The sequence below is a fragment of the Xanthomonas sp. WHRI 6108 genome, from assembly GCF_040202385.2.
Taxonomy (GTDB): Bacteria; Pseudomonadota; Gammaproteobacteria; order Xanthomonadales; family Xanthomonadaceae; genus Xanthomonas; species Xanthomonas arboricola.
Genome location: NZ_CP168198.1, coordinates 2,182,617 through 2,199,297, shown reverse-complemented (window position 1 = coordinate 2,199,297; position 16,681 = coordinate 2,182,617). Strand labels below are relative to the sequence as shown.

The window sequence follows — 16,681 nt, the reverse complement described above, 5'->3', positions numbered from 1 at the left end:
CCATGATGCAATCCAAACGGATCGACCCCCTGCTGCGCCGCGCCCAGGAACAGGAAGACAAGGTCGCGCGCGACCTGGCCGAGCGCCAGCGCGTCCTGGACACCCACCAGTCACGCCTGGACGAACTGCGCCGCTACGCCGAGGAATACGCCAACAGCCACATGGCCGGCACCAGCGCCGTGGCGCTGAGCAACCGCCGCGCCTTCCTGGACCGGCTCGACAGCGCCGTGCTGCAACAGGCCCAGACCGTGGAAACCAACCGCAACAAGGTGGAAGCCGAGCGCACTCGGCTGCTGCTGGCCAGCCGCGAGAAACAGGTACTGGAGCAACTGGCCGCCAGCTACCGCGCGCAGGAGAACAAGGTGATCGAACGCCGCGACCAGCGTGAGATGGACGACCTCGGCGCGCGTCGTTCGCGCCTGGCCCGCAGCGAAGATACCCACGGAGAATCCGCATGAACCCCTTGTCCGCTTTTGCCGCAGGCCTCGGCGCACTCGCCGGCACCGGCAAGAAATCCAGCTACAGCGATCCCTCGTCCGAGCCGGACGCTGGCCAGGACCAGTTCGCGCGCATGCTCAACCCGGCCAACACGCCGAACCAGGCCCCGCCGCATGCGCCCGAGCGCGTGCCGGCCAAGCAGGCTGCGCCCAAGTCCAACCAGCCCGACAGGCAGCGCAGCGACGACGACCACGGCGACGATGCGCCGGGCGATGCCACTGCACGCCCGCGCGCGCAGGACGGCGATGCCAAGGCCGCCAAGTCCGGCAACGCCAAGGAACCGGCTGCCGCCGACGGTAGTAGCGCTGCCACCACCGCAAAGGCCGGCAAGGGCGGCAAGACCGCGAGCAACGGCGAAGACGCACCGGCCGACGCAGCCACCGCCACCGACACCGGCTGGCCACCGCCGGGCCTGGGCGGCTTCGGCATGGGTCTGCTGGCGCAGGCGCTGCCCGGCGGCGATGTGCTGGCGGCCGCGGCTGCGGCACTGGCTGCCGGGGTAACCGCTGCGGCCGGCGCCACGCCGGCGGCAACCGCGCTGCCGACCGACGCGGCCGCACCCACTGCACCCGCGACCGCCGGCACCGCCCTGCCCTCATTGGGCGCGCTGGCACCGGCTGCCACCGCAGGCGCCAAGCCCACCTCCGTCACCGCCCTGAGCGGCGACGCCCAGGCGGCCGCGCTGATGAGCATGGCGACCAAGGCGCTGGACCCGGGCACCGACGACAGCGCCGGCCCGGCCGCGCCGGACGCCCCGGCGTTCGTGCTGCCGACCACCACGGCGGCCGCGCTCGGCCGCCTGCAGGACCCGGCGCCTGTGTTTAGCGCCTCGCCCACGCCGACCCCGGAAATGGGCAGCGACACCTTCGACGACGCCATCGGCGCGCGCCTGAGCTGGCTGGCCGACCAGAAGATCGGCCATGCCCACATCAAGGTGACCCCGAACGAGATGGGCCCGGTCGAGGTGCGGCTGCATCTGGACGGCGACAAGGTCAATGCCAGCTTCAGCTCCGCCAATGCCGACGTGCGCCAGGCGCTGGAGCAGAGCCTGCCGCGCCTGCGCGACATGCTCGGCCAGAACGGCTTCCAGCTCGGCCAGGCCGATGTCGGCCAGCAACAGCAGAACCAGTCCGGCAACCGCAACGGCGGCGGCAGCGACGGCACTGGCCTCAGCCTGGACGATAGCCCGCCCGTCGGAATTCCGTCGGTGGTGTTACGCCAGCGTGGATTGCTGGACGCCTACGCCTGAGCGTGCGCGCCGGGCGCGCCCCGGCGCGGCCGAAACCTGGGTGCCGGCAAGCTCGTGCGGCACCCCACGACCCTCGCAGCGCAAGGCCTGCGGGGGTTTTCCCGTTGAAGCTGCACGCGCGCCAGGAAACCGTCGCCGGATTGGCATGCCAATTGCATCCACTGGGTGAGCATTCCCCCTGGAGCAGACTGTGGCAGCCGCGGAAAAACCCAAGAAGACCGAAGACAAAGACGACAAGGGCGACAAGAAGAAGGGCGGCAAGAAACTTCTGCTGATCGCCGTCGGGGTCGTGGTGCTGGCCGCTGCCGGCGGCGGCGCCTGGTTTTTCTTCGGCCACAAGGGCGAGGAGAAAGACGGCAAGCACGCCGCGCCCAAGGTGGCCGAGGTGCCCAAGCCGGCGCAGTACTTCCCGATGGATCCGGCAATCGTGGTCAACCTGGCCGACCCCGGCGACGGCCCGCAGTACCTGCAGGTCGAAGTGCAGCTGGTCACCCGCGACCCGGAAGACCTCAAGCTGATCACCGAAAACGCCCCGGCCATCCGCGCGCATCTGCTGATGCTGCTGTCGCAGGTTAAGGCCACCGATGTGGCCGACCTGGTCGGCAAGCAGAAGCTGCAGAAGGCCGCTCTGGCCGAAGCGCAGAAGGTCATGACCAGCGAGACCGGCAAGAAGTGCGTCGAAGAACTGCTGTTCACCAGTTTCGTCACCCAGTAAGGCCTGCCCCATGAGCGTCAGCGATCTGCTTTCCCAGGACGAAATCGATGCCCTGCTGCATGGCGTGGATTCGGGTGCGGTCAATACCGAGCCGGAGCCGCTGCCCGGCGAGGCGCGCCAGTACGACCTGTCCAGCCAGGACCGCATCATCCGTGGCCGCATGCCGACCCTGGAGATGGTCAACGAGCGCTTCGCGCGGCTGTGGCGCATCGGCCTGTTCAACCTGATCCGGCGTTCGGCCGACCTGTCGGTGCGCGGCATCGACCTGGTCAAGTTCAACGAGTACATGCACTCGCTGTATGTGCCCACCAACCTCAACCTGATCCGCTTCAAGCCGCTGCGCGGCACCGGCCTGATCGTGTTCGAACCCACGCTGGTATTCACCGTGGTGGACAACTTCTTCGGGGGCGACGGCCGTTACCACACCCGTATCGAAGGTCGCGAATTCACCGCAACCGAGATGCGCGTGGTGCAGCTGATGCTCAAGCAGACCTTCGCCGACCTGAAGGAAGCCTGGGCGCCGGTGATGGAAGTGGACTTCGAGTACATCAACTCGGAGATCAACCCGCACTTCGCCAACATCGTCACCCCGCGCGAGTACGTGGTGGTGTGCCGCTTCCATGTCGAACTGGAAGGCGGCGGCGGCGAGATCCACATCACCCTGCCGTATTCGATGCTGGAGCCGATCCGCGAACTGCTCGATGCCGGCATCCAGAGCGACCGCAACGACCGCGACGACTCCTGGAACGTGATGCTGCGCGAGCAGCTGGATACCGCCGAGGTGACCCTGTCCAGCGTGCTGGCCAGCAAGCGCATGAGCCTGCGCCAGCTCACCGGCCTGAAGATCGGCGACATCCTGCCGATCGACCTGCCCGCACAGGTGCCGCTGTGCGTGGAAGACATTCCGTTGTTCACCGGCGAATTCGGCGTTTCCAATGGCAACAACGCCGTCAAGATCACCGCCGTACGCCCGCCCGGCGTGCAAGCCCCACGCGCCGTTCCCTCCCAGGACTCCAGCAAATGATCAACTCCGACATCCTCGACGCCGCGCCTGCCACCTTCGACAGCCTGCAGGCCGAGCACGACCAGAATGCCACCGACCTCAACCTGGACGTCATCCTGGACGTGCCGGTGACGCTGTCGCTGGAAGTGGGCCGCGCGCGCATCCCGATCCGCAACCTGCTGCAGCTCAACCAGGGCTCGGTGGTGGAACTGGAGCGCGGCGCCGGCGAGCCGCTGGACGTGTACGTCAACGGCACCTTGATCGCGCATGGCGAAGTGGTCGTCATCAACGACCGCTTCGGTATCCGCCTGACCGACGTGGTCAGCCCCAGCGAACGGATCCGGAGGCTGCGGTGATCGGCCTGCTGGCCGCTGCCGCCCCGGTCGCGGCCAAGGCCACCCAGGTCGGCGCGCAGGCGCCGTCCTCGCCCAGCCTGTTTGGCGCGGTGTTTGCATTGCTGCTGGTGCTGGCGCTGATCGTCGGCCTGGGCTGGTTGCTCAAGCGCATGCCCGGCAGCGGTTTCCGCAGTACCGAGGGCCTGCGGGTGGTGACCAGCCTGGCGGTGGGTGCCAAGGAACGCGTGGTGGTGGTGGAGGTGAACGGCCAGCAGTTGCTGCTCGGCGTCACCGCCGGCGGCATCAACACCTTGCACACCCTGTCCGAACCGCTGCCGTCCGCGCCCGCTCCCACCCTGCCCAACTTCAAGCAACTTCCCAATTTCGCCCAGCTGCTGGCACAGAAGCTGCGCAAGGACCCGTGACATGTTAAGTCGTTGGAATCGCTGGGGGCGCAGCCTCCGCCTGGTGCTGATCCTGCTGGTGATGAGCTGCCCGCTGCTGGCCGCTGCCACGCCCGCCGCATTGCCGGCCATGGCCCAGGCCGCCGCTCCCGCCGCCGCGCCGGCGACCGCGCCGGCCGGCGCCAATCAGCTGCCGTCGTTGCCCAATGTCAGCGTCGGCCGCATCGGCGACCAGCCGGTGAGCCTGCCGCTGCAGACCTTGCTGCTGATGACGGCGATCACCCTGCTGCCGTCGATGCTGCTGGTGCTGACCGCCTTCACCCGCATCACCATCGTGCTGGGCCTGCTGCGCCAGGCGCTGGGCACCGGCCAGACCCCGTCCAACCAGGTACTGCTGGGGCTGTCGATGTTTTTGACCGCGCTGGTGATGATGCCGGTGTGGCAGAAGATGTGGGGTGCCGGGCTCTCGCCGTACCTCAACAACCAGATCGATTTCCAGACCGCCTGGACGCTGACCACCCAGCCGCTGCGTGCCTTCATGCTGGCGCAGATCCGCGAGACCGACCTGATGACCTTTGCCGGCATGGCCGGCGACGGCAAGTACGCCGGCCCGGACGCGGTGCCGTTCCCGGTGCTGGTGGCCTCATTCGTGACCAGCGAGCTGAAGACGGCGTTCGAGATCGGCTTTCTGATCTTCATCCCGTTCGTGATCATCGATCTGGTGGTCGCCAGCGTGCTGATGTCGATGGGCATGATGATGCTGTCGCCGATGTTGATCTCGGCGCCGTTCAAGATCCTGCTGTTCATCCTGGTGGATGGCTGGGTACTGGTGGTGGGCACACTGGCCGCGAGCTTCAACGCGTCGTAGCCGCAAGGTCTGCATGCGTGCCGCCCTGCCGCCCTGCCAGCGTGCCGACCCGGCCTGCCGCTTCGGCATGGACCCGACGTCGGGCAGCAGACGCAGAGCAGACAGCAAGCGCGCCAGCCCGTGCAGCCGATAGCGCCGAAGCGCACGGCTGAGCAATGCCCCAGCGGAGCCACCCAACACGCGTGGCTTCGCCTCGCACCCTCACCCCAACCGTCTCCCGCTGGAGAGGGGCGAGTTTCTGCAGACCGTAGCTTAGTCCGCCCACACCGTCGCACCAGCTTCAGACCTCATCCCCATATTCAGCCTCCCGATTCCCGATTCCCGATTCCCGATTCCCGATTCCCCAATCCCCAATCCCCAATCCCCAATCCCATCCATTGGCACCCCACTTGCATCACCACACCCATGAGCCCTGAAATCGCCCTGACCGAATTGCGTGGTGGCCTGGTCACCGTCCTGTGGATTGCCGGCCCGATGTTGCTGGCGGTGCTGGTCGTCGGTGTCGTGATCGGTGTGGTGCAGGCCGCCACCCAGTTGAACGAGCCGACCATCGCCTTCGTGGCCAAGGCGGTAGCGTTGACGGCCACCCTGTTTGCCACCGGCAGCATGCTGCTGGGGCATCTGGTGGAGTTCACCATTGCGCTGTTCCAGCGCATACCGCATCTGATCGGTTAGCGGACCCGGCCGGATGGATGCTGCCACCCAGATGGTGATCGACGGCCAGCGCGCGTTTGCGATGGTCGGGGCGATCATGTGGACCATGCTGCGCACCGGTGCGCTGCTGACCGCGATGCCGTTGATCGGCACGCGCGCGGTGCCGGGACGGGTGCGGGTGATGCTGGCCGGGACATTGTCGATGGTGCTGGCGCCGCTGCTGCCGCCGGTGCCGGACTGGGACGGTTTCACCGCGCAGGCGGTGCTCAGCGTCGCCCGCGAGCTGGCGGTGGGCGCCAGCATGGGCTTCATGCTCAAGCTGATCTTCGAGGCCGGCGCGATGGCCGGCGAACTGGTGTCGCAGTCCACCGGCCTGTCGTTTGCGCAGATGTCCGACCCGCTGCGCGGAGTCACCTCCGGAGTGATCGCGCAGTGGTTTTATCTCGGGTTCGGCTTGCTGTTCTTCGCGGCCAACGGACACCTGGCGGTGATCGCATTGTTGGTGGACAGCTACAAGGCCCTGCCGATCGGCACCGCGCTTCCCGATGCCGCCGCCTTCGCCGAGGTGGCGCCGACCCTGTTCCTGCAGATCCTGCGCGGCGGACTCACCCTGGCACTGCCGATGATGGTGGCGATGCTGGCGGTCAACCTGGCCTTCGGCGCGCTGGCCAAGGCCGCGCCGGCGCTGAATCCGATGCAGCTGGGCCTGCCGCTGACGGTGTTGCTGGGGCTGTTCCTGCTGTCCAGCTTCGCCAGCGAATTCGCGCCGCCCGTGCAACGCATGTTCGATACCGCCTTCGACGCCGCCAGGGATTTGACTGCCTAGCGGACACATCCATAACTGTGAACTGCCTCAAGTTTTTCGCTGGTCAGCCGTCAACGCCACAGGACGATTGATACCGCCAATCGCCATCACTCACCCACGCCAAAGTCGGCGGGAACCGATGCCCAACGTGTCTGCGCTGTTCGCTCCGATTGCGTCACGACGCGGCCACTGGTGGGCCTGGGGCTGTCTTTGGATTGCCGTGCTGCTGGCGTGCGGCCACGCGCGGGCGCAGACCTACAGCTTCCGCGACTACGCCCAGGCCGATGGCCTGCAGGGCATGACCGTCAACAGCCTGCTCGAAGACCGCCAGGGCGTGGTCTGGGTGGGCACCGAGCTGGCCCTGCACCGCTTCGAGCGCGAGAGCTTCACCCCGGTTGGCCAGGAGAGTGGCCTGGATGCGCGCTATATCCGCGCCCTGGCGCTGGATGCCGCAGGACGGTTATGGGTAGCCAGCGCCAACGGCGTATTCGTGCGCGACGGCGGTGCGTTCGTGCAGCTGCTGCGCGACGGCAAACCGATCCGCGCCGACAGCGGCAATGTGCTGGCTGCCTATGCCGGCGGCATGGTGGTGGTCAGCGAGAACGCCTTGCTGCGCTTTTCCCCGGACCACACGGGCGGCTGGTCGGTGCACCCGCTGCCGTTGCAGCTGGCCGATGGCACCAGTCTGCCGGCCGGCAAGGCGTTACTTGCCGATGGCACGGCACTCTGGAGCAGCTGCGGGCCGCACGTCTGCCGGATCGACGAGAACGGACGCACCGAGCTGCTCGGCGAAGCCGACGGAGTGCCGGAGCGGCAGTGGCGGGCGATCTTTCGCGACCACCAGAACACCCTGTGGCTGCGCGGCGGCGGCCTGGTGCTGTCGCGCGCGCCGGGCGAGCGTGTATTCCGCAACCATGCGGCGCCGGCAGGCACCAGCTTCGACACGCTCTCGGCCGCCACCACCCTGTCCGAAGATGCACAGGGCCGCCTGCTGACCCGCTCCGATCGCGGCCTGGTGCGCTGGGAAGGCGATCACTGGCGCTACTTCGGCCACGACCAGGGGCTGCCGATCAGCCCGATGGTCGGCCCGTTGCTGATGCAGCGCACCGGCCAGCTATGGATCGGTACCCGTGGCCTGGGCGTGCAGCGCTGGCTGGGCTACGGCAACATCGAACACTGGGACGAGAGCCAGGGCCTGGCGGAAGCGCCGACCTGGATGATCCAGCGCCTGCCCAGCGGCGAGCTGCTGGTCGGCGGCGATGCCGGCTCCAATGTGCTGGATCCGCGCAGCGGGCGCATGCAGCCCTGGACGCTGGACGACGGCCAGCCGCTGCTGCAGTCGATCTCCCTGGCGCTCTCGCCGATAGACGGCGCCGCCTGGGTGGCACGCTCGTCCGGCGCATTGGCGCGGCGCGATCCGCGCAGCGGCCGGACCGTCGACGTGCTGCAGCTGGGCCTGCCGATCAACAAGCTGTTGTTCGACGCCGCCGGCACCTTGTGGATCACCACCCCGCGCGGCCTGTATCGCATGCCGCCGGGCGCGCCATACCAGGCCATCCGCGATCCGGGCGTGCCGGCCGCGTTCGTGGGCGATGTCGATCTCGATCCCCAGGGCCGGCTCTGGGCCAGCACCCGCGAGGGGCTGTACAAGCGGCAGGCAGACGGCGCCTGGCAGCGCGTACAGGTGCGTGGCGCGCTGCCCAGCCAGGATTTCTTCCTGATCGATTTTGCTCCCGATGGCGAGCTGTGGATCTCGCTGCGCGACACCGGGCTGTGGCATGGCCGCCTGCAGGCCGATGGCGTGCTGGCGCTGCGCGCGGTCGACGATCCGCTGGTGGCGCGGGTGATGCCGTTCATCCTGCGCCACGACCGCGAGGGCCGGCTGTGGCTGGGCAGCAGCCAGGGCCTGGACATGCTGCAAAACGGCCATTGGTCGCGGGCCACGCGCACCGAGGGCCTGTTGTGGGACGACATGTCGGCCAATGCGTTCTTCGAGGACGGGGATGGCAGCATCTGGCTCGGCAGCAGCCGCGGTGCCACCCATCTGATCGATCCGTTGCGCGTGTTCGCCGCACTGCCCTTGCGCGTGGACATCCTGCGCGTGCGGCGTGGCAACCAGGCGATCACGCCGGGGGCGCAGGTCGACTGGTCGCAGGTGCCGCTGGATGTAGACATCAGCGCGCCCGGCGCCGAAGGCGGCCCGGACCGCATCAGCTTCCGCTACCGGGTGGAGGGCCACCAGGCACGCTGGACCCAGACCTCGCTCAGTCACCTCACCTACCCGCTGTTGCCACCCGGCACCTACACGCTGGAAGTCCAGGCGCTGGATGCCTACCAGCGCAGCGCCAGCCCGGTCGCGCGGCTGCGTTTCGTGCTGCGCCCGCCGTGGTGGCGCGGCGTGCCGGCAGTGGCCGGCTACGTGCTGCTGGGCATTGCCGCAGTGATCGCGCTGCTGCGCTGGCGCACGCGCAAGCTGCTGCGGCGCAAACGCGAACTGGAGCAACTGGTGGCCGAGCGCACTGCCGAGCTGGAACAGGACAAGCGCGAGCTGGAGGCGGCACGCGCCGAGCTCGCGCTCAAGGCCACCCACGACGAGCTGACCGGGCTGCTCAATCGCGCCGGCATCCTGCACGCGCTGCGCGGCATGCTGGCGCGTGCCGACACCAGCGCGCGGCCGCTGGCGGTGGTGTTGATCGACCTGGACCACTTCAAGCTGGTCAACGATCAGCACGGCCACCTGGCCGGGGACGCGGTGCTGGCCGAAGTCGGCCGGCGCCTGGATACGCTGGTGCGCGGCGACGACCGCATCGGTCGCTACGGCGGCGAGGAATTGCTGGCGCTGCTGCCGGGGCTCAGTGCCCAGTCCACTCATCGCCTGCAGGCGTTGCATCGAGGGATCTGCGGCAACTACCCGATCGATGGTGGCGTACTGCCGGTGACCTGCTCGGTCGGGGTGGCCTGGTTCCAGCCGGGCGAAACCCTGGAACAGCTGCTGGCGCGTGCCGACGCCGCGCTCTATCGCGCCAAGCGCAATGGACGCAACCGCATCGATTACGACCATGTGCGCTACGACGCCGCGTCCAGCGGCTGAACCCGCGCCTGGCCGCAGGCCGAAGGACAGCGCCAATGCTGCGATCTGCCAACCGGCCGGGCACGTAGCCTCCCACGGACGCCTTGCCGGGAAAGACGTGTCCGCTGCGACGCCCGCGTGCGGGCAGCCATGCAGCCGTTGCGCGACCGGCATCAAGCCATCGGCGTGATCGCGCCTGCAGCGACAGGGTCCGGCCCAGGGAACAACACGCGCCCGGCTAGGGCCGTGCGCGCTGCGCACTCACGCCGCCATGCCTGCTTAAGCATTAAAGAAACACGCGTGAACAGCCGCTAGTCGGTTTACTGCGGCCTGCTATGGGGGCCGCCCATGGCAAGCGTGAGACACCCGCGCGAGGGGCGCGGAGCACACGCGCCGATGCGTGGGAGAGTGCAACGCTCGTGGGGGTTGAGTACCGTCAATGCAGGTCGTCAGGCCGGCGTGCACCGTTCTTGGCGGTGCTGCTGCTGGCCTTGCTGTCGCTGGCCGATCTGGCCGGCGCGCAGAGCGCGAGCATTCGTCGCTACGCCCACGACCAGGGCTTGCTCGGGCTGGCCGGCACCTGCCTGCTGCAGACCCGCGCCACGCTGCTGTGGGTGTGTACCGAAAGCGGCCTGTATCGCTACAACGGGCGCAGCTTCCAGCAGGTGATGCTGGATGGCCTGCGCAACGAACCGATCACCTCGATGGCCGAAGCCGCCGACGGGCGGCTGTGGGTGGCCGGCTTCCAGGCCCTGTTCGTCGGCGACGAGCACGGCTTCCGCAAGCTGGCCCCCGACGAGGCCGAACACCTGCAGGAAGACATGCTGCTGGCCAGTCCCTCCTGGGGCACGGTGCTGGCCAATGGCGGCACGCTGGAACGATTGAGCGCACGCGGCAACGGCCACTGGCATAGCGAGCCGCTGCTGGATACCGCCACCCGGGTGCGCGTGCCCGAGCTGTCCAAGGTGCTGAGCCTGTCGGTGGACGGCGACACCTTGTGGGCCGGCTGCGCCAAGCGGCTGTGCGCCATCGATGCGCAGCGCAAGGTGCAGGTGTACGGGCCGGACCAAGGCGTGCCGGACGATCGCTGGTACAGCGTGTTGCGCGATCACGACGGCGCACTGTGGGTCCGCGGCACCGGCAACCTGCTCTATCGCGCGCCGGGCGCCAGCAAATTCAGCGTGCGGCCGCTGCCCTTGCTCGATGGCAGAACCATCGGGCGACAGGCGCCGTTGGTGCTGGACCGCGAAGGACGCGTGCTGGTACGTCGCAACGACGGGCTGGCGCGCTGGGAGAACGGCCGCTGGCGCAGTTTCGGCGCCGACAACGGGCTGCCGCCCGGCAGCAGCGATGCGATCCTGGTGGACCGCGATGGCGATGTCTGGATGACCGTCGATGGCGAAGGCCTGGTGCGCTGGGCCGGCTACGAATGGATCGAGAACTGGGACGCCTCGCAGGGCATGCCGGCCGCGCCCACCTGGTCGATCGCCCGCGACGCGCAGGGCGCGCTGCTGGTCGGCAACGAACACGGCACCGGCCGCCAGGTCGATCCGGGCGGCCGGTTCGTCCCGGCCCTGCAGGCCTCCGGGATCCAGATCGTGGGCATGCAACGCAGCGCCGATGGCAGCCTGTGGACGCTCAATTCGGCCGGTTTCCTGCGCCGCACCTGGCCCGATGGCCGCAGCGCGCAGATCGCCAAACTGCCGCGCACCGCACGCCGCCTGCTGATCGATCGGCAGGGGCGGATGTGGATGCTCAGCGCGGGCGGCCTGTTCGTGATCCGGCATCCGCTGGAGGGCGGCACGATGGAAGCGGTCCCGGAGATGCCCACCATCGCCTATACCGACATCCAGCAGACCGCCAACGGCACGTTGTGGGTGTCCACCGCCAACGGCTTGTTCCGGCTGCAGGGCGCACGCTGGTCCAGGGTCGAGGTGCTGGTCAATGGCGGCGCCTCGGACCCGTGGATCAGCAAGTTCCACATCAGCGACAGCGGCGAGGTGTGGCTGGCGTTCTATCGGCCCGGTCTCTGGCACGGCATGTTGCTGGGCGAGCGGCTGGATCTGCAGGCGATCAGCGACGAGGCGCTGCGCGATGTCGGCGTCTACCTGATGCGCGGCGACAGCCTCGGCCGGGTCTGGGTGGGCCATGCGCGCGGCGTGGAGGTCTACGACGGCGAGCGTTGGGCGCATCTGTCGCAATCGCAGGGCCTGCTGTGGGACGACATCTCCGAAGCCGCCTTCGCCGAGGATCCGGATGGGTCGATCTGGATCGGTACCTCGCGCGGGGTGAGCCATCTGCTGGACCCGGCGCGGCTGTTCGATGCGCGCCAGCCCAGCGTGCGCATCGACAGCGTCAGCCGTGGCGGCGTGCCGGTGCAGCGCGGCCAGTTGCTGGGCTGGAGCGACCAGCCGCTGCATATCGAGCTGTCCACGATGGAGGTGTACGACGACCCGAGTCGCCTGACCGTGCGTTACCGCCTGCTCGGCCTGCACAACGAATGGATCCAGAGCGACAACCTGTCGATCGACCAGGCGCCGCTGCCCTCCGGGCATTTCCGGCTGCAGGTGCAGGTGCTGGACCGCTACCGCCGCACCGCCTCGCCGATCGCCGACCTGCCGTTTGCGGTGGCCCCGCTGTGGTGGCGCAGCCCGCCGGCGATCGCGTTGTATGTGCTGATCGGCAGCGCGCTGCTGGCCGGCCTGTGGCGCTGGCGGCACCGCCACCTGGTCGCGCGCGAACGCATGCTGGCCGAACTGGTGGCCGAGCGCACCTATCAGCTGGAACACGAAAAACGCGATCTGGAAAGCGCGCGTGCGGCGCTGGCCCTGAAGGCCAGCCACGATGCCCTCACCGGCCTGCTCAACCGCTCCGGCGTGCTCGAAGCCATGGCCGAAGAACTGCAGGCCTGCGCGCATGGCGGGCATCCGCTGGCGGTGGTGCTGATCGATCTGGACCACTTCAAGCTGGTCAACGACGAACACGGGCATCTGGTCGGCGATGCGGTGCTGGCCAAGGTCGGCGCGCGCCTGACCGCCTGCCTGCGCGACTCGGACAAGGTGGGCCGCTACGGCGGCGAGGAACTGCTGTTGCTGCTGCCGGGCATGTCGCAGCATAGCCAGCACCGGCTGCGCGCCATCCACGAAAAGCTCAGCCTGGCACCGTACGAGGTGGGCGCCGCCCGGCCGCTGCCGGTGACCTGTTCGGTCGGCGTGGCCTGGTTCCGGAGCGGTGACAACGCCGCCACGCTGCTGGCGCGTGCCGACGAGGCGCTGTACCGCGCCAAGCGGCATGGCCGCAATCGCATCGAACCGGAAGAGCCCGAATCCTCGGTGGCATGAGCAGCCGCGCCCCGGGGCGCAGGCCAGGCGCATCCAACGCAGCGGCCCCACAGCGCCGCCTGCCCCGATCAGCCACTTTTTCAGGCCGGCCCCCTCTCGGCCAGCTCTCCCCCGACCCCGACTCCCCACCCCCAGCGACTGGAACGCCACTTGCATGACACAGGGCTGACCAGTCACCGGCACCTCCATGTCCGAGTCCGAAGACGGCGGCGAACGCACAGAGCTTCCCACCGAAAAACGCCTGCGCGAAGCCCGCGAGCAGGGCAACATCCCGCAATCGCGCGAGTTGTCCACTGCCGCGGTGTTCGGTGCCGGCGTGTTCGCGCTGATGGCCCTGGCCCGCGGCATCGGCGATGGCGCCAGCGTCTGGATGAAGACCGCGCTCAGCCCGGACCCGAAGATGCGTGAAAACCCGATGGCGCTGTTCGGCCATTTCGGCGACCTGCTGCTGCAGCTGCTGTGGGTGATGCTGCCGCTGATCGGCATCTGCCTGGCCGCCGGCCTGGCCGGCCCGCTGTTGATGAGCGGGCTGCGCTTTTCCGGCAAGGCGATCATGCCCGACCTCAACAAGCTCAACCCGATGAACGGGATCAAGCGCATGTGGGGCAGCAACAGCCTGGCCGAGCTGGTCAAGTCGGTGCTGCGGCTGCTGTTCGTCGGCCTGGCCGCCAGCCTGTGCATCTCCAAGGGCCTGCACGGCCTGCGCTCGCTGGTGAACCAGCCGCTGGAACAGGCGGTAGGCAACGGCCTGGACTTCACCAAGAGCCTGCTGTTCTACACCGCCGGCGCGCTGGTGCTGCTGGCCGCCATCGACGCGCCCTACCAGAAGTGGAACTGGCTGCGGAAGCTGAAGATGACGCGCGAAGAGATCAAGCGCGAGATGAAGGAAAGCGAGGGCAGCCCGGAGGTCAAGGGCCGCATCCGCCAGATGCAGATGCAGATGTCGCAGCGCCAGATGATGGAAGCGGTGCCCAAGGCGGACGTGGTGCTGATGAATCCGACCCACTACGCGGTGGCGCTCAAGTACGAGGGCGGCAAGATGCGCGCCCCGATCGTGGTGGCCAAGGGCGTGGACGAAATGGCCTTCCGCATCCGCGAAGCCTGCGAACAGCACCGCGTGGCGATCGTCACCGCCCCGCCTTTGGCACGCGCCTTGTATAGAGAAGCGCAAATCGGCAAGGAAATTCCCGTGAGACTCTATTCGGTCGTGGCCCAGGTGCTGTCCTACGTCTACCAGCTGCGTGGCTGGAACGGCGGCCCGATGCCGGAATTGCCGTCGCTGGACGTGGATGAGTTCGGCAAGGGAGCCAGCGCATGAGCGCCCAACCCGCCCCGATGAATGCCCGGCGCATCATGGAGCTGCTGCGCAACGGCCTGGGCGCGCCGCTGGCGCTGATGGCCATGCTGGCCATGCTGATGGTGCCGCTGGCCGCGCCGGTACTGGATGCGCTGTTCACCTTCAACATCGCCATCTCGCTGATGGTGCTGCTGGCGGTCGTCTACGTGCAGCGCCCGCTGGAATTCACCATTTTCCCGATCGTGCTGCTGATGACCACGATGCTGCGGCTGGCGCTGAACGTTGCCTCCAGCCGCGTGATCCTGATCAACGGCCAGGACGGCCATGCCGCAGCCGGCAAGGTGATCGAGGCGTTCGGCCAGTTCGTGATCGGCGGCAACTACGCCGTGGGTATCGTGGTGTTCGCGATCCTGACCATCATCAACTTCGTGGTCATCACCAAGGGTGCCGGGCGCGTGTCGGAAGTGACCGCGCGCTTCATCCTGGACGCCATGCCCGGCAAGCAGATGGCCATCGACGCCGACCTCAACGCCGGTTTGCTGACGCGCGAGGAAGCCAAGGCCCGCCGCGAAGAGGTCCGCGAGGAAGCCGACTTCTACGGTGCGATGGACGGTGCCAACAAGTTCATCCGCGGCGACGCCATCGCCGCCATCCTGATCCTGTTCATCAACCTGGTCGGCGGCATGGCGGTGGGCATGTTCCAGCACGGCATGAGCTTTGTGGATGCCGCCTCCACCTACACCCTGCTGTCGATCGGCGACGGTTTGGTGGCGCAGCTGCCGGCCCTGCTGGTGTCGTCCTCGGTCGCCTTGCTGGTGACCCGCGCCTCGCGCGCGCAGGACATGCGCGGCGCCATGATCAGCCAGGTGTTCGGCCAGCACCGCGCCCTCGCGGTGGCTGCGGCCATCCTGGGCCTGGTCGGCCTGGTGCCGGGCATGCCCAACGTCGCGTTTTTGACGCTGGGCCTGATCCTGGGCGTGATCGCCTGGAAAATGTACAAGCGCAGCCTGGTCATCCCGCCGACCGGCGACCCCGCCACCGATCCCAAGGCCGCCGCCGCGGCCACTGCCGCCCAGGCCAGCTCGGAGCTGAGCTGGGACGAGCTGCGCCCGATCGACCCGCTGGGCCTGGAAGTGGGCTACCGGCTGATTCCGCTGGTGGACAAGAACCAGGGTGGCGAACTGATGGCGCGCATCAAGGGCGTGCGCCGCAAGCTCACCCAGGACATCGGCTTCCTGGTGCCGCCGGTGCATATCCGCGACAACCTGGAGCTGTCGGCCAACGCCTATCGGTTGCTGGTGCACGGGGTGCCGGTGGCCACCGCGGAAATCTATCCCGATCGCGAACTGGCGCTGGACCCGGGCGGCGCGCTCGGCCAGCTCGACGGCATCCCCGGCAAGGACCCGGCGTTCGGCCTGGACGCCACCTGGATCCAGCCACACCAACGCGCCTATGCCGAATCGATGGGCTACACCGTGGTCGACCCGGCCACCGTGGTCGCCACCCATCTGTCGCACCTGATCCGCGAACACGCCCCGGAACTGCTCGGCCACGAGGAAGTGCAGCAGCTGCTGGCGACCCTGGCCAAGACCGCGCCGAAGATGGTCGAAGACCTCACCCCGAAGGCGCTGCCGCTGTCGGTGGTGGTGCGCGTGCTGCAGAACCTGCTGATCGAGCGCATCCCGGTGCGCCAGCTGCGCAAGATCGTCGAAGCGCTGGTCGAGCACGCCCCGCACAGCCAGGACCCGACCACCCTCACCGCCGCGGTACGCACCTCGCTGGGCCGCTTCATCGTGCAGGAAATCGCCGGCATGTCGGCCGAGCTGCCGGTCTACACGCTGGCCCCGCAGCTGGAGCGCGTGCTGCAGGAGTCCACCCACGGCAACGGCGTGGCGCTGGAGCCCGGCCTGGCCGAGCGCCTGCACCAGAGCCTGGCCGACTGCGTCGGCAAGCAGGAAGCCCGCAACGAACCGGCGGTCGTGCTGGTGCCCGGCCAGGTCCGCGCCGCCCTGGCCCGCCTGGTCCGCCACAGCGTCCCGTCCCTGTCGGTGCTGGCCTACAGCGAAGTGCCCGAAGACAAGCGCCTGAAGCTGGTCGGCACGATCAGCTGAAACCGCCCGCCGACGTAGGAGCGCACCTGGGCGCGACAGGCGTTACCGGCACAGCCCGTCGCGCCCAGGTGCGCTCCTACGATAGGCCGGGCAATCCGGGAACACATCGCAGACGCCGACACCACCGTAGGAGCGCACCCGGGCGCGACAGGCTTTACCGGCACAGCCCGTCGCGCCCAGGTGCGCTCCTACGACAGGCCAGGCAACCCGAGAACACATCGCAGACGCCGACACCACGGTAGGAGCGCACCCGGGCGTGACAGGCGTTACCGGCACAGCCCGTCGCGCCCGGGTGCGCTCCTACGACAGGCCAGGTAATCCGACAACACAT

13 protein-coding genes are annotated in these 16,681 nt (G+C 68.5%); all 13 read left to right on the top strand.

Annotated features, from left to right (window positions below):
* The first annotated feature begins 2 nt into the window (after positions 1-2).
* The gene (gene fliJ, locus ABQ039_RS09420) at positions 3-458 is read left to right on the top strand and encodes a flagellar export protein FliJ (RefSeq protein WP_054591189.1); all 456 of its coding nucleotides are present in this window, start codon (positions 3-5) and stop codon (positions 456-458) included.
* On the top strand, positions 455-1,747 hold the full coding sequence (locus ABQ039_RS09415; RefSeq protein ID WP_349777820.1) for a flagellar hook-length control protein FliK: 1,293 nt from the start codon (positions 455-457) through the stop codon (positions 1,745-1,747). The genes fliJ and ABQ039_RS09415 overlap by 4 nt, the downstream gene beginning before the upstream one ends.
* Positions 1,748-1,937: 190 nt before the next feature.
* A complete protein-coding gene (gene fliL, locus ABQ039_RS09410; protein ID WP_016904990.1) occupies positions 1,938-2,462 on the top strand; it encodes a flagellar basal body-associated protein FliL in 525 nt (174 codons plus the stop codon).
* Between the two features lie 10 nt (positions 2,463-2,472).
* The gene (gene fliM / locus ABQ039_RS09405; protein WP_016904991.1) at positions 2,473-3,486 is read left to right on the top strand and encodes a flagellar motor switch protein FliM; all 1,014 of its coding nucleotides are present in this window, start codon (positions 2,473-2,475) and stop codon (positions 3,484-3,486) included.
* Positions 3,483-3,821 carry a flagellar motor switch protein FliN gene (gene fliN / locus ABQ039_RS09400; protein WP_016904992.1) on the top strand — a complete coding sequence of 113 codons (339 nt, stop codon included), beginning with the start codon at positions 3,483-3,485 and terminating at the stop codon, positions 3,819-3,821. Before fliM ends, fliN begins: the two co-directional genes overlap by 4 nt.
* The gene (gene fliO, locus ABQ039_RS09395) at positions 3,818-4,225 is read left to right on the top strand and encodes a flagellar biosynthetic protein FliO (protein WP_024937666.1); all 408 of its coding nucleotides are present in this window, start codon (positions 3,818-3,820) and stop codon (positions 4,223-4,225) included. The genes fliN and fliO overlap by 4 nt, the downstream gene beginning before the upstream one ends.
* A gap of 1 nt (position 4,226) precedes the next feature.
* Positions 4,227-5,072, top strand: a complete 846-nt coding sequence (fliP, locus tag ABQ039_RS09390) for a flagellar type III secretion system pore protein FliP (protein ID WP_104568466.1) — start codon at positions 4,227-4,229, stop codon at positions 5,070-5,072.
* Between the two features lie 405 nt (positions 5,073-5,477).
* The gene (locus tag ABQ039_RS09385; RefSeq protein ID WP_005917968.1) at positions 5,478-5,747 is read left to right on the top strand and encodes a flagellar biosynthetic protein FliQ; all 270 of its coding nucleotides are present in this window, start codon (positions 5,478-5,480) and stop codon (positions 5,745-5,747) included.
* A gap of 13 nt (positions 5,748-5,760) precedes the next feature.
* Positions 5,761-6,552: a flagellar biosynthetic protein FliR gene (gene fliR / locus ABQ039_RS09380; protein ID WP_024937668.1), complete on the top strand. Its 792-nt coding sequence runs from the start codon at positions 5,761-5,763 to the stop codon at positions 6,550-6,552.
* A 118-nt stretch (positions 6,553-6,670) separates the two neighbouring features.
* On the top strand, positions 6,671-9,622 hold the full coding sequence (locus tag ABQ039_RS09375; RefSeq protein ID WP_349777821.1) for a diguanylate cyclase: 2,952 nt from the start codon (positions 6,671-6,673) through the stop codon (positions 9,620-9,622).
* Between the two features lie 398 nt (positions 9,623-10,020).
* Positions 10,021-12,942: a diguanylate cyclase domain-containing protein gene (locus tag ABQ039_RS09370; RefSeq protein ID WP_349777822.1), complete on the top strand. Its 2,922-nt coding sequence runs from the start codon at positions 10,021-10,023 to the stop codon at positions 12,940-12,942.
* Between the two features lie 187 nt (positions 12,943-13,129).
* A complete protein-coding gene (gene flhB, locus ABQ039_RS09365) occupies positions 13,130-14,260 on the top strand; it encodes a flagellar biosynthesis protein FlhB (RefSeq protein WP_024937670.1) in 1,131 nt (376 codons plus the stop codon).
* 17 nt (positions 14,261-14,277) lie between these two features.
* Positions 14,278-16,350, top strand: coding sequence for a flagellar biosynthesis protein FlhA (gene flhA, locus ABQ039_RS09360; RefSeq protein ID WP_024937671.1), 2,073 nt, complete (start codon positions 14,278-14,280; stop codon positions 16,348-16,350).
* Positions 16,351-16,681 lie beyond the last annotated feature (331 nt).